General features: G+C 60.9%; 15 protein-coding genes. 5 read left to right on the top strand and 10 right to left on the bottom strand.

What is annotated here, in order from left to right; genetic code table 11:
- The first annotated feature begins 157 nt into the window (after window positions 1-157).
- Complete coding sequence (locus OC71_RS14380) at window positions 158-628, top strand: RNA methyltransferase (RefSeq protein WP_007911337.1); 471 nt, start codon at window positions 158-160, stop codon at window positions 626-628.
- Window positions 629-710: 82 nt separating this feature from the next.
- The gene (locus OC71_RS14385) at window positions 711-1,088 is read left to right on the top strand and encodes a DUF2892 domain-containing protein (RefSeq protein ID WP_041070334.1); all 378 of its coding nucleotides are present in this window, start codon (window positions 711-713) and stop codon (window positions 1,086-1,088) included.
- Between the two features lie 77 nt (window positions 1,089-1,165).
- On the opposite strand, the gene OC71_RS14390 is transcribed toward OC71_RS14385, so the two are convergent.
- Window positions 1,166-2,395: a hypothetical protein gene (locus OC71_RS14390; RefSeq protein ID WP_041070336.1), complete on the bottom strand. Its 1,230-nt coding sequence runs from the start codon at window positions 2,393-2,395 to the stop codon at window positions 1,166-1,168.
- Between the two features lie 36 nt (window positions 2,396-2,431).
- Window positions 2,432-2,881, bottom strand: a complete 450-nt coding sequence (locus tag OC71_RS14395; RefSeq protein ID WP_041070338.1) for a YcgN family cysteine cluster protein — start codon at window positions 2,879-2,881, stop codon at window positions 2,432-2,434.
- 165 nt (window positions 2,882-3,046) lie between these two features.
- On the opposite strand from OC71_RS14395, the gene OC71_RS14400 reads away from it, so the two are divergent.
- Entirely contained in the window at window positions 3,047-3,640 is a 594-nt protein-coding gene (locus OC71_RS14400; protein ID WP_041070340.1) for a nitroreductase family protein, read from the top strand.
- A gap of 123 nt (window positions 3,641-3,763) precedes the next feature.
- Here the strand turns inward: OC71_RS14400 and OC71_RS14405 are convergent, their stop codons facing one another.
- The 3 genes from OC71_RS14405 to rnd all read right to left on the bottom strand — a co-directional run bounded on the left by OC71_RS14405 (window position 3,764) and on the right by rnd (window position 6,238).
- The gene (locus OC71_RS14405) at window positions 3,764-4,696 is read right to left on the bottom strand and encodes a D-2-hydroxyacid dehydrogenase (RefSeq protein ID WP_041070342.1); all 933 of its coding nucleotides are present in this window, start codon (window positions 4,694-4,696) and stop codon (window positions 3,764-3,766) included.
- Between the two features lie 118 nt (window positions 4,697-4,814).
- Window positions 4,815-5,108 (bottom strand): YcgL domain-containing protein, encoded by a 294-nt coding sequence (locus OC71_RS14410; RefSeq protein WP_003222599.1) that lies wholly within the window; start codon window positions 5,106-5,108, stop codon window positions 4,815-4,817.
- Window positions 5,105-6,238: a ribonuclease D gene (gene rnd / locus OC71_RS14415; protein ID WP_041070344.1), complete on the bottom strand. Its 1,134-nt coding sequence runs from the start codon at window positions 6,236-6,238 to the stop codon at window positions 5,105-5,107. Before rnd ends, OC71_RS14410 begins: the two co-directional genes overlap by 4 nt.
- Window positions 6,239-6,507: 269 nt before the next feature.
- On the opposite strand from rnd, the gene OC71_RS14420 reads away from it, so the two are divergent.
- Window positions 6,508-7,686, top strand: a complete 1,179-nt coding sequence (locus OC71_RS14420; protein ID WP_041070346.1) for a cyanate transporter — start codon at window positions 6,508-6,510, stop codon at window positions 7,684-7,686.
- 200 nt (window positions 7,687-7,886) lie between these two features.
- Window positions 7,887-8,822 (top strand): LysR family transcriptional regulator, encoded by a 936-nt coding sequence (locus tag OC71_RS14425; protein WP_041070348.1) that lies wholly within the window; start codon window positions 7,887-7,889, stop codon window positions 8,820-8,822.
- A 3-nt stretch (window positions 8,823-8,825) separates the two neighbouring features.
- Here the strand turns inward: OC71_RS14425 and OC71_RS14430 are convergent, their stop codons facing one another.
- The 5 genes from OC71_RS14430 to OC71_RS14450 all read right to left on the bottom strand — a co-directional run bounded on the left by OC71_RS14430 (window position 8,826) and on the right by OC71_RS14450 (window position 13,545).
- Complete coding sequence (locus tag OC71_RS14430; RefSeq protein ID WP_041070350.1) at window positions 8,826-9,191, bottom strand: 5-carboxymethyl-2-hydroxymuconate Delta-isomerase; 366 nt, start codon at window positions 9,189-9,191, stop codon at window positions 8,826-8,828.
- A 170-nt stretch (window positions 9,192-9,361) separates the two neighbouring features.
- The gene (locus OC71_RS14435) at window positions 9,362-10,282 is read right to left on the bottom strand and encodes a LysR substrate-binding domain-containing protein (RefSeq protein ID WP_041070352.1); all 921 of its coding nucleotides are present in this window, start codon (window positions 10,280-10,282) and stop codon (window positions 9,362-9,364) included.
- A gap of 88 nt (window positions 10,283-10,370) precedes the next feature.
- Window positions 10,371-12,455 (bottom strand): DUF6311 domain-containing protein, encoded by a 2,085-nt coding sequence (locus OC71_RS14440; protein WP_041070354.1) that lies wholly within the window; start codon window positions 12,453-12,455, stop codon window positions 10,371-10,373.
- Window positions 12,452-12,838 carry a GtrA family protein gene (locus tag OC71_RS14445; RefSeq protein WP_041070527.1) on the bottom strand — a complete coding sequence of 129 codons (387 nt, stop codon included), beginning with the start codon at window positions 12,836-12,838 and terminating at the stop codon, window positions 12,452-12,454. Before OC71_RS14445 ends, OC71_RS14440 begins: the two co-directional genes overlap by 4 nt.
- Window positions 12,835-13,545 (bottom strand): bifunctional 2-polyprenyl-6-hydroxyphenol methylase/3-demethylubiquinol 3-O-methyltransferase UbiG, encoded by a 711-nt coding sequence (locus OC71_RS14450; protein ID WP_041070356.1) that lies wholly within the window; start codon window positions 13,543-13,545, stop codon window positions 12,835-12,837. Before OC71_RS14450 ends, OC71_RS14445 begins: the two co-directional genes overlap by 4 nt.
- Window position 13,546: the final 1 nt, after the last annotated feature.

Here is a 13,546-nt window from a genome sequence, read left to right on the forward strand (position 1 = left end):
TGATTTTGGTCGCTCACAAATTTTGTGAACACCCGAGATACCTGTGGGAGCTGGCTTGCCAGCGATGAGGCCAGACCAGACACCACAGATCTCGAATCTGCCCGCCCTCCCCCAATCCCCGTATAATCGCCCTCTTTTTCCCGAAGGCACCCCGCTCGTGGCAGACAAACGTTACAGCTGCATTGGTTTGTACAACCCCAAGTCACCGGAGAACGTCGGTTCGGTGATGCGCGCCGCAGGCTGTTACGGCGTGGCGTCGGTGTTCTACACCGGGAAGCGTTATGAACGCGCCGCCGACTTCGTCACCGACACCAAGCGTGTGCACTACGACATCCCGCTGATCGGCATCGACGACCTGAAAAAGATCCTCCCGCTCAACTGCGTCCCGGTCGCCGTGGAACTGGTCGAGGGCGCCCGCCCGCTGCCGGAATACACCCACCCGGATCGCGCGCTATACATCTTTGGCCCGGAAGACGGCTCGCTGGATAAAGAGATCCGCGACTGGTGCGAAGACGTTGTGTACATCCCGACCACCGGTTGCATGAACCTGGCGGCAACGGTCAACGTCGTACTCTACGACCGCATGGCCAAGGGCCTGAACACCCGCTCCGGGCCGAAATTCCGCTGAAACGTCGCACATCCGATGGAACGAGCCGGGCGCTGCGGCAGTCAGCTTATCTATCTATTGCACATTGCCTGGGAGACAGATCATGACCGAACTCAAACGCGTCCAACGTATCGATTCCACCCCGTTCCAGAGCCCGACCGAGCAGAACGTCCAGGGCTGGGAGCGCATCGGCTCGCTGGCCGGTGGCGTGATCATGGTCGGCAAGGGCCTGCGCCGTGGCGGCGTGTTCGGTCTGATTCAAGTGGCGATTGGCGGCGTGGCGATGGCCCGTGGCATCACCGGGCACAGCTCGGTGAAGAGCCTGCTGGAGAAAAGCCGTCAGGACATGAACAACGTGCGGGCCAAAATCGAGCGCGCCGGTGAAGAACTGAGCCAGCTCAAGGCCAATGCCGAGGCGGCGACCAGCACCGCGACGGTGACTGGCAATGATTCGGTGAAATCGCCGAAGGCCGGGGTTTAAAAGCAAAAGATCGCAGCCTGCGGCGACTCCTATAGAGATTGGTGCAGGAGCTGCCGCAGGCTGCGATCTTTTGATCTTTACTGCAACAATGCGGTATCAAGGACTTTAGAAGTCTCGCCGAGCACGCTCTCAGCCAGTTGCACAAACTCTTTAGTACTCACCGTCCCCAGATGCATCGCCCCGCGCAACACATCATCCAACGAGCGCTTGTTGCGCGTCTTCAGACGAATTTCGCGATCCAGTTCCTGCAACACCATCACCGCCTTTGCAAGCTGCGCCGGGCTGATCTGTTCGCCGCGTAACGTCGTCACCTTCTGACTGTCTCTGGTCAATTTCGCCTGCAGCGCCTGATAACGCTCATCGCTCATGCCACCGGCACGCCGTACCAATTCGATCGCGTAATACTCGGCAAAGCCTTCACTGATCCAGTCGCTGCGATGTTCATCGTTGATGCGCCCGAACACCTGCGCCAGCTCACGCACCAGCGCACTGCTGCCGCTCTCGCTGACCAGCGGCAAGCGCGTATTCAGATAGATCGATTCATGTGCACCGAGGCTGCCGCGCCACATCGGGTCGTTGGCGCCGACAATCAGCAGTTTTTTCGGATGTCGGGGATAGACCGCTTGCACCTGCGGCCAGACGAACGTCAGCAGCGTCAGCACATCCATGCGGCGCATGCCCTGCCCTTGCGGCGAAGCCACGGTGACTTCGGTTTCGCCCAGGCGCGTGCGGCGGCTGCCGAGGTGACCGGCGAGCATCCAGCCGGTCGGGCGGTCGAACAGGCGTGAAGGGTTGTCGATGCGAAATGTGTTTTTGCCGATGCGCGGCCAAGCGGTTTCAACGCTTTGCCAGCCATTGGGCAGTTCGAATTGCAGACGTGACACCAGCTCGACGCCATCCTGCTGATCGAGCCTGGCGGGCGGCACCAGATCATCACCGCGCAGCAGCGCCCAGGTCGGGGTCATGCGCGTGTCGAAGCTGCCGCTCTTGCGGCCGTGGCTGATGCTGACGCGGTAAGTCAGGCTGGGCTTGTCGCCGTTCGGGTGCCAGAGGCCACGGGTCTGTTTGCCCGGGGTCAGTTGCCATTGGCCGTCGGCCTTGAAGTCGCTGTAATGGCTGCCATCACCGAGGTCAAAATCGAGGCTGCGTACCGCTTCGCCCTTGGCCACGGTCAGGCGCACTTCGGCCTGATCGCTTTGCGGCAGCAGGCGCACGTGGTAATCCAGATCGACTTTCTTTGCCGCCCACACCGGTGCGCTTAGCGCCAGCGGGGCGATCAGCAATGCCCGCAGCAATCCCCCAGCCATACACACTCCTTGTTGAATCCTGGAAACCCTTGGTGCTTAACCGGCGCGGAAAATCAGGTGATCTTCCCAGTCATCCTCCGGCACGCTGCCTTCGGCGAGCATGCGTCCGGACTGGGAAATCCGTTCGTGGTGCACAGCGTCACGATCGCCACACACCAAGTGGTGCCACAGCGGCAGATCCTTGCCTTCGCTGACCAGGCGATAACCGCAGGTCGGCGGCAGCCATTTGAATGATTCGGCCTGGCCCGGAGTGAGCTGAATGCAGTCCGGGACAAACTTGATGCGATTCGGGTAGTCGCTGCACTGGCAGGTCTTCAGGTCCAGCAGTTTGCAGGCGATGCGCGTGTAGTAGACGCTGTTGTCTTCTTCATCTTCGAGTTTCTGCAGGCAACACAGACCGCAGCCGTCGCACAGCGATTCCCATTCCTCGTGATCCAGTTGCTCGAGGGTTTTGCGTTTCCAGAACGGTTCGACTTTGACGGCCATGGCTCAAGCATCAACATCAGGTGGTGAAAAGGCCGCCAGTCTAGTGCCCAAGGCCTTGCGGGCCAAGCGCTGGCGACTGTCGGTAAATCGCGCTTGTCAGCCGAATCGCCGCCCAGTAGGGTTTTGCCACGAATTCATGACTCAAACACAGCAAGGAATCTTTCGATGAGTGCCAACCCTCGCGTCGCCGATTACGCCATTCACCCGCAGTTCACCGACCGCTGGTCGCCCCGCGCCTTCACCGGCGAAGCGATCCCGGAAGAAACCCTGCTGAGTTTTTTCGAAGCCGCACGCTGGGCGCCTTCGGCGTACAACTCGCAGCCGTGGCGTTTTCTGTATGCGCGTCGTGATACGCCGAACTGGGAGCGCTTCCTGGGGCTGCTGAATGAATTCAACCGCAGCTGGGCGCAACACGCGTCGGCGCTGGTGATCGTGATTTCGAAAACCACCTTCACCGCACCCGGTGCCAGCGAAGAGACCCCGGCGCTGTGGCACACCTTCGACACCGGCTCCGCTTGGGGCCACCTGGCGCTGCAGGCGAGCATCAGCGGCTGGCACACTCACGGCATGGCCGGTTTCGATCAGGAGCTGGCCCGCAAGGAACTGAATATTCCTGAAGGTTATGCACTGCACGCGGCGGTCGCTGTCGGCAAGCTGGGTGACAAGGCGACCCTGGCCGAGTACCTGCAGGCCCGTGAAGAGCCGAGCCCGCGTCGTCCACTGAGCGAGCTGGCGGCGGAAGGGAACTTCACCCTCTAAGCCAGTACAAAAACAAATGTGGGAGCGAGCCTGCTCGCGAAAGCGGTGTATCAGACAACGATGATGTTGGCTGACACTCCCCTTCGCGAGCAGGCTCGCTCCCACAGTTTATTTGGCGAACATTCAGTAACCGCGGTTGAAATCCACTTCCCCGCGCAACGCTTCTCCCGCCTGATACGCCTTCAGATTCTCGACGAACAACTGCACCATCAACGCCGGCGACGTCGGCGCCGAGCTGTGTCCAGTCAGCAGCAGGCCCCAGGCAGTCCAGAACGGATGGCGTTGCGGCAACGGCTCCTGACGGCAAACGTCGATCACCGCACCGGCCAGATGCCCTTCCTTCAAGGCTTCCACCAGATCCGCATCCACCACCGCCACGCCGCGTCCGACGTTGATGAACAACCCGGTCGGCTTGAACTGCTTGAACAGCGCCGCATCGTAGATATCGTGGGTGTGCGCAGTGTTCGGCAGCAGGTTGACCACGTAATCGACCGCGCCCACCAGCCGTGGCAGATCGGCCATCGAACCGACTTCGATGAACGGCGCCTGCTCACGCGCGCTGCTGGCAATGCCGTACAACTCGACGCCAAACGGCAGCAGGAACTGCGCCACACTCTGACCGATATCGCCGGTCCCGACGATCAGCACCTTGCGCCCGACCAGACTCTGGCCGGTGCGGTTATCCCACTTGCGCTCGACCTGGCTCACGAGGCGCGCGAGCACTTCCCGTTCGTGACCGAGCATGTAGGTCAGTACGTATTCGGCCATCACCTGACCGAAGATCCCCACCGCGCGGGTCAGGCGGTAATCGCGGCGCAGACCATCAGCGAGCAGCGGCGTGATGCCGGCCCAGGTCGATTGCAGCCATTGCGGCTGGTGGCCCTGACGCAGCAGGGTCGCCAACAGGTCCGGCTGCCCCAGCCACACCGGGCAATCGGCAGCCTGACGCGCCAGTTCGGCAGAGTCGCCACTGGTCAGGACTTCAAGTTCGGGGGCCATCTGGCGCAGTAGCCGGGCGTACACCGCGTGGTCGTGTTCAGCAATCAGAACGCGCATCTTCAAACCTTTCGCAAACCGTGCAGGCAACCGCCGAAAGAGCCGTGCTCCTTCGTGGCGGTCGTCGCCGTAAAATCAGTTCCAGGGTGGCAAGAGGCCCAGAACAGGGCCTCGCAGATCAGACCGGGTCGTTGCGTCGCAGCAACTCTTCGGGCAGGTGTTCGATGTACTCGTCCTCGGCCGGTGGCATCTGCAGGTGATAGCCCTGCTTGTCGAGGTTCTCCAGGACCACGGTGATGTCCTCGCGCGCCAGTGTGCGCTCGGGGGTCAGTACCAGGTCAAAGGAATGCTTCGCCTTGCCGAAGGCCGCCATCAGCGCCTCGGGCACGCGCTCAAGCGCATCGCTCTTGAGCACATAAAGATACATCCCGGGTTTCTTCGAACTTTGGTAAATGGAGCAAATACGTTTCAAGGCTGTTCTCCGGCGGTGGCCAGGCTGTCGAGCAGCTTCTGGCCCATGAGTTCGCGGCGCCAGCCACGCAGCGACTCAGGCAATTGATAAGGGCCCTCGGGGAAGCCGCTTTTAACCAGCGCTTCGAGGGTTTTCTTGCGCAGCATCAGTTCCGGCGCGATGCCCAGACGCTCGGCTTCGACCTGGCCGAGGGCGCGCAGTTGCTTGATCAGCGCAGCGGCTTCGACCGGCAACGGCTCCGGCACCGCCGGCGGCCATTGATCAGGCCCCACACTGCCAGAGCGCTTGATCAGATCAAGCAGAAACTGGCCGTCCTGACGCACGGTACGCGGGTGCATGTCTTCGATCTTGCCCAGCGCGGCGAGGTTGTCCGGTTGCGTGCGGGCCAGCGGCCACAGCGAGTGTTCACGGACGATACGGTTGCGCGGCAGATCACGGGCGCGGGCTTCTTTTTCACGCCAGGCGCACAACTCACGCAGCACCGCCAATTGCGCACGAGACAGTTTCCACGCCAACTTGGCTTCGCGATAGACCTCGTACGGGTCGGTTTCACGGCGCAGGTTGGCCACCAGTTCGGCGCCGTCCTCCAGCACCCAAGCGAACTTATCGTCAGACAGTTTCGGCCGCAGTTGTACGAAAACTTCCGCCAGATGCACCGCGTCTTCGGCGGCGTAGCTGATCTGCGTGTCGGACAGCGGACGCTGTAACCAGTCGGAACGGGTTTCGCCCTTGGGCAGCTCGATACCGAGCACCTCCTGCACCAGCCGCGAATAGCCCATCGAGAACCCGAGGTTCAGATAGGCCGCGGCCAATTGAGTGTCGAACAACGGCGCCGGCAAGCTGCCGGTCAGACGCAACAGCACTTCGAGGTCTTCGCTGCAGGCATGCAGGACTTTGAGCACCGCCGGGTTTTCCAGCAGCGCTGCCAGCGGTTGCCAGGCGTCGATGGTCAGCGGATCGATCAGGTAGGCGCGTTTGCCGTCACCGACCTGCAGCAAACCGGCAATCGGGTAGAAGGTGTCGACCCGCATGAATTCGGTATCGAGGGCAACGAACGGCAGTTGCTGCCACTCGGCGCAAAGCTGCGCGAGGCTTTCGTTGTCGCGAATCCAGTGAATATCGATGGCCACACGGCTCTCCCTTGAAGAATGGCGCGCAGTATATATCGCCGCCGGCGTTTTACGCGCCTGCGCAGGACCAGAGCTGTAACGAAATATCCTGCCAGAGATAAAGAATAGTCTGACAGCGTGATCAACAAGATGAATCCGAACCTCACCCTGCGGCAGCTCCTACACGGGGAGAGTGATATTTAGTTTTTAAATAATACTCGGGAAAACTGATTTGCCGATAAGTGCGCCGCACCGCCTAATCAGCAGCCTCCGCAATCCAGAGTCTGCCGATGGAAAACGTCCGCACCACCCGCCCCGCTGTCTGGCTGATGTTCGGGATCATCCTCGTCGCGCTGAATCTGCGCCCGTCCATGGCCGCCGTCGGTCCCTTGCTGTCGGCCATACGCGGCGACATTGCACTGAGTTTCAGCCTGGCTTCGCTGCTGACCATGCTGCCGGTGATGGCGATGGGACTGGCGATGTTTTTCGGTATTGGCATCAGTCGACGTTTGGGCGAGCAACGCGCGGTGATCCTGTCGCTGCTGATTATCGGACTGGCGACGCTGTCGCGGCTGTGGCTCGATTCGGCGCCGCCGTTGATTGGCAGCGCGGTGCTGGCGGGGATTGGCATTGCTTTGATTCAGGCGTTGATGCCGGCGCTGATCAAGTCACGCTTCCCCGATCATGTAGCGCTGTGCATGGGCCTGTATGTCACGTCGATCATGGGCGGCGCCGCGCTGGCCGCCTCATTTTCGCCGCTGGTGCTGGGACAGACCGGCAGCTGGCGCATCGGGCTGGCGATCTGGGCGGCACTGGCCTTGCTCGCGTTGCTGGTCTGGCGGACACAGTCGCCATCGTCATCCATCCAGAACACCGCTGCAGGAAAAGAATCCTTCGCGCGTAATACCCGTGCCTGGCTGCTCGCCATCTTCTTCGGCCTCGGCACGGCGTCCTACACCTGCGTACTCGCGTGGCTGGCGCCGTATTACGTGGAACAAGGCTGGAACGAACAGGATGCCGGGCTACTGCTGGGTTTTCTGACCGCCATGGAGGTCATTTCCGGGCTGCTGACGCCGGCCATCGCCAACCGCAGCCGCGATCGTCGCGCGGTCCTGGCAGCCTTACTGCTGCTGATCATCACAGGCTTCTGCGGGTTGATCCTCAGTCCGCAACACCTCAGCCTGCTGTGGCCGTGCCTGTTGGGGCTGGGCATCGGCGGCTTGTTCCCGATGAGCCTGATCGTCTCGCTCGATCACCTCGACAACCCGCAGCGCGCCGGCAGCCTGACCGCATTCGTGCAAGGTATCGGCTACTTGATCGCCGGGCTTTCGCCGCTGCTGGCCGGAATGATCCGCGACCGGCTCGGCAGCTTCGAATGGGCCTGGTGGTCGCTGACTGCGGTAATGATGGTGATGTTGCTGATCGTGCTGCGTTTCGACCCTCGGCAGTACGCCCGACATATCCGTTGAAGCCAGATACCATCGCCGGGCTAGAGGCTTCTTGCCATCTTTTTGCGGTTTATCTGGCGACGTCGTGTTGCTAAAACTTTCTGTCCCACAACTGACATTGAATCGTCCTACAAGGCTTTGTCCTGGCACCATCGTTCCGTTACGATCATGCGCACACGTTTGCGCGGATTCAGCGCAAGGAGCACAGCGAGACGGAACGGATGCTGAACAGTAACTTGCTTCGAAAGCTCGACATGCAGGACCTCATGGTGTTTATCGCCGTGTATGAGCAAAGCAGCGTCACGGATGTCTCGGAGACGCTGTGCGTCAGCCAGTCCACTGTCAGCTACTGCCTGAAAAAATTGCGCACCAGTTTCGAAGACGATCTGTTCATCAACACCCGCACAGGCATGCGCCCCACCTACAAGGCCGGCACCATGTACGGCCATGTGCAGAAAATTCTCGAAAGCATCAACCTGTGCCACGCCGGTGCCCCGGCCTTCGACCCGACCCACCAAGCGAAAACCTTCAACATCTGTGCGCCGGAATACTTCGAGCAACTGGTGTTGCCGCGCCTGTTGAAGCGTTTCGACTTCGACGATTTGCCGGTGGTGGTCAACATGCACAAGTTCGAGACCGACGTACCCGCCGACGAACTGCGCGAAGGCAGCCTCGATCTGGTCATCTGTTTCGGCCCCAACTTCCACCGCAGCCACACCGACCTCAAGTCGCGAATGCTGCTGGAAGACGATCTGGTCTGCGTCTTCGACAAACGCGCCACGCCGCTGGAACCGCGCCTGAGCCTGCAGGCCTTCACCGAGCGGCGCCATGTGTTCCCGACTCCTTGGACGTCCACCACCAACATGGTTGATGGATGGCTGGCGCGCCAGGCGCAGAAACGGCAGATCGTCGCCCGCTCCAACAGCTACAGCGCGGCGCTGAAAATGATCACCGGCACCGACTTCATCCTCACCCTGCCCCGGCGCATCCAGCGTCTGCTGACCAACGACGCGGTGTTCAATCATTGCGAAGCGCCGAACGGCCTGCCGGGCTTCACCCTCGACATGCAATGGAGCCAGAACGCCGATCAGGACAGCGCCAACGTCTGGCTGCGCGAGCAGGTGATCAAGGTCTGCAGTGAGCTGGAAGCGGCCTGAGTCCTAAACGCCGATGGCGGTCTTGGTGTAGGAATCGCGGTCGATATCGAGCAACTCCACACAGAGCTGCACTTCAACCCCAGCCGGCCACTCGCACAGATCCTGCAGCACCGCCAACAGACTTTCCGAGAGCTGCTTCTTGATTTGCGGCGAACGACCGCTGAGCAGCGCCAGCTTCACGTGGACAAAGGCGCGTTCGCCCATGCCGGTGCCCACCTTGAAAGTCTCGACCTTCACCGCCCGGCTTTTGATATCGAACTCCGCCGCGAACTGACCGGAACCCACCAGCGTGTTGTTGAGCCGGATCAACGCCACATCCGCGTTCAATTGCGGCAGGTTGGCGGTGTATTCCATGTGCAGATGTGGCATGGGGTGCTCCAGTCAGTCGGCAGAAAGGTCGTACATATACCACAGCATTGCCCTGCTCCCGTGCGGGTTTTTGCCTGCTCGCGATGAGGACGTCTCAGTCAAATCAATATTGTCTGATACTGCGCTTTCGCGAGCAGGCTCGCTCCCACAGGGGAGATTTGTGGTGGAATTCAGGGCGCGGTCAGTGGCCGTTCGCTCATGAATGCCTCAAGCCGCGAACGCAGCCAGCGTTCGGCCGGATCGCTGTCGACATGGCTGAGCCAGACCATCGACAGATCCAGCATCGGGGTCTTGAACGGGAACGGTTCTTTGAACAATCGACCAGAAGCCGCCATGGCTTCGGCGGTGTAGTCCGGCAGGCTGGCGATCAGGTCGGTACCGGCGAGCAACGCCGGCAGCGCACTGTATTGCGGCACCGACAACACCACATGCCGGGTGCGACCGATTTCCGCCAGCCACTCATCGGCATAGCCGCTGATGTTCGCCGTGTGCGACACCAGTACGTGTGGGCGTGAACAGTATTCGTCGAGGGTCAGCGGTGAGTCCGAAGCATCGGCACGCAGGATGCTCGGCTGGATATGCCGCAGCAGCTTGCGTTTGGCATTGGCCGGCAAGCCACGGGTCTGGCTGATGCCGACGGTAATGTCGCCGGCAGCCAGCAGATCGGGAATGCGCCAGTAGTCGACGTGTTGCACCACGAACACCACGCTCGGCGCCTCCTGGCGCAATGCCCGCAACAGCGGCGGCAACAGGCCGAACTCGACATCATCTGACAGGCCGATACGGAACGTCATGTTGCTCACGGCGGGGTCGAAGTCGTGGGTCAGGCTCAGCGCCACCGACAGTGAGTCGAGCGCCGGCGACAGATACCTGAACAACTCTTCGGCGCGGGCGGTCGGTTCCATGCGATGGCCGACGCGGATGAACAGCGGGTCATTGAACATCGCGCGCAAGCGATTGAGCGCCGAACTGATGGTCGGCTGGCCGAGAAACAGCTTCTCCGCCGCCCGGGTCACGTTGCGTTCGAGCATCAAGGTCTCGAACACCACCATCAGGTTGATGTCGGCCTTGCGTAGTTCATTTCGATTCATCCATTGCCCCCGATCCCCAGACTGCTGGCAGTGTATGAAGTCCTTGGGATCGGCGTCTATCAGACGATTGGCGGTTTGTTCGACAATTTCACTGCACCGTCAGGGTTTGCAATCCCAGCCCCATGACTCGCGCATCGTCATTGAAGCCGAGCTTTTTCGGGCTGACCGCATCTGGCAGATGCAGCTGGACATTCAGATACTCCTCGGCGACCTGCGCCGCGCTGAGCGGAATTTCCAGCCGATTGCCCTGCACCTGGGTCAGACGCGTCGACAACGCCTCGACGCCATTGATGCTGACGATCACCCGCTGACTGAGGTTCGGCGGCATGGCAAACGCCAGCGCCTCAATCACCAGCGCATGCGACCCGGGGGCCACGCGCAGCAGCAGTTGCGCATCCTGTCCGTCACTCCAGGTGCCCCAGGCTTCCGGCGTGGACCAGCCTTTGGCCAGTTGTCGAGTACTGCGGTTGAACGTCTGCACCAGCCCCGGCTGGCTCAAGGGTATCGGCGACAGCGCTCGCCCCTGATCGACCATCGCCAGGCATTGATCACAGTGTTTCCAACCAGGAGCCAGCACGACAAAGTCGTCGACCCGGGTCAACAGATCGCTGTCGCTGCGAATGCTTTTTACCGCCAGCATCAGCGCATCGTCATCAAGGATGTACAGCGAGTCGGGGTCGTACTGGCCACTGGCAAGTTGACTTTGCGTCGTGCGCTGCAGCTTTTCCAGGGCTTTGGGGCTCGTACGCCCCAGGTAGGCGGCATCGGTTTTCAGCCCATGGGTGGCGGCGAAATCGGCAATCGCCTGCCACTGGTCCGGTTGATTTTTCGGCATCACGGCACGGATGCTCTTGTAGTGCGCCGCCGCACTGGCCCAGAACGGATCATGCATCGGGCTGGCCCAGGCCGACGCTTCGGGCAGCATTTTCGCTGCTCTCAAACCTGCCCAGGCAATCCGGGTGTCGGTGACTTGCACCATTAACGCCAGCGCCAGCAGCCCCATGGCGACTCGCGTTCGATAGCCGCGCACCACCAGATAAGTCAGCAATATCACGATGACGTAAAACACCGGCCAGAACATCCGACCCGAGGCACGAAAAATATTCGAAAGCTTCACCACAAACTTCGGTAACGGGTAACTGAAGGTCTGCAGGCCGACGCCGATATGGTTCGACAGCGCGAACAAGGTCAACCCGATCAACGCCCAGAACAGCAACGGACGACGGCTCACCAGTGCCTTCAGCGAAATGCCGCTGCGGTACCCGCCAATCAAGGCCAAGGGCACCAGCAACAGCACGCCAAGCCCCAGATAATTGAAGCCTTCGTAATCGCCGCCGGCCGTGGGAATGTTAGTCAAAATGTAAGACCAACCGTCCGCATCCACCAGCGACAGCAGGTTCATTCGATAAAAGCCGAAACCACCGCTCACCGCGCCACCGGAAATACTGAAATAACCCGCCTGCCAGCAGCACACGCTCACCAGTGCGAACAAACTGCCCAGCTCGATCAGGACCTGACGGCGGATCAGCTTGCCGCCCCGCAGCTTGCCAAGCAGATCAGCCACCCAGATCAGCGCCACCATCCCCAACAGGTAGGCATGCACCAGCGCTGTCGCGGCCAGCAACATGCCCCATGCCAGACGCCGCCGCTGCAGTGCCGGATGCAACGCCAGGTACAGCGCCGCAAGAATCAGAAAGTGCCCGGCCAGCGAAAGATGACCACCGGTGCGCAGAAACATCGGCGGCGAAAATACCAGCAGCCCGGTGCCGAGCAAGCGCAACACGGGATTGTCGGTGATCAGTCCGAGCAGCTTCCAGGCAAACCAGGCCTGCAGAACGAAACACAGCAACAACCACATGCCGAAGTACTGGAATGTTTCCGGCAGCCACGCACTGAACGGCTTGAACAGCAACGCCAGCAGCGGATTGGAGTCGGAAAAAATGATCGCACTGCCCAACTCCATTCCATAGGACGGATTCAGCCCGAGCGGAAAGGTCCAGGGCGAGTGGCGAAAGAACGCCCAGCCCAGGTAATGCGTCGCCGGGTCGCCGTCCTTGAGCCAGGCAATGTTTTGCGGATCAAGGGCACGCGGGCCGATCACCAGGAAAAACGCCAGCGCTCCCAGCAGGATTGGCAACAGCGCCAAGGCCGGATGCTTGTTCAAGCCTTTCATCGGTACGTCCAGAAATTGTGTAGCACAAAGGTGAACGCCGGAATGATCAGTGCCACGGCACCGATGCCCAGCAAATAGTGCAGTCCAGCCAATTGCGCTGCCCACGCAACGAGCATCGCCAGCAAGAACCCGCCGAAGGACACCAGCATGAACCGCACCAATGTTCTGCCATGCAGCCGCGCGGAAAAACTCCAGGTGGTGTTGATCACGTAGGACACCACCGTCGCCACAGCGAATGCCACACCGTTGGCCAACGGCGGTTGCGGGGCCACGAAGTTGATGAACAGCACCGCCACCAGCGCATGCAGAGCGGTGACGAACAGCCCGGTCACGGCAAAGCGCAAGCCGCGCTGGATCAACGCCGATCTATCGGCTGAAGTCACGGTTTGCACGCCAGCACAAACACGCTCAGACCGGCCAGACGGTTCATGCCCATCAGCGGCAGTTCAAGGCGGCAGAGGGTCTTGAGCACGCCGTTGACCAACGGATGATGACGCTTGAGTTGAGACTGCGGCGCGGCGGCCTGCGGGCCCTGGGGCAGCAAACGCAACGCTGCCGCGATTGGAAACACCGCACCGAAATAGTAGGCACCACGTTGCACGGTCAAACCGGCGTCACGGGTCAGGGCTTCAAACTGCGCCAGGGTGTAGCGGCGTTTGTGTTCGAGGAAGTCGTCATGCCCGCTCCACAGAAACTGAAACGCCGGCACAGTCATCAGAAAACGGCTGCCGGACGGCACTTTATCGACGTAAGCCTTGAGCAGGCCGAGGTCGTCGTCGACATGCTCGAGCACGTCCATCAGCAGCACCAGATCCGCGTCGACGGCGTCGATATCGCGGCGATAATGCACCGGTTTGCCGGCAGTGCTCGCATCAGAATCGGCGGGGTAGCTGATATCGACGCACCACGCCTCCTGCGCCGAGGTTTGGGTCAACAGATGATGCGAAAAAAAACCCGATCCGGCGCCCACGTCGAGAATCCGCGTGATCGGTGCCTCACCGAGCAGGCGACGCGTTGCCGCCGCTTTGGAGCAGTAATACCAATGCTCGCCGATGCTGTCGCCGAGGATGTCGGTTTCCTTGAGATCCATG

Source organism: Pseudomonas sp. W15Feb9B (genome assembly GCF_000828175.1).
Taxonomy (GTDB): Bacteria; Pseudomonadota; Gammaproteobacteria; order Pseudomonadales; family Pseudomonadaceae; genus Aquipseudomonas; species Aquipseudomonas parakoreensis.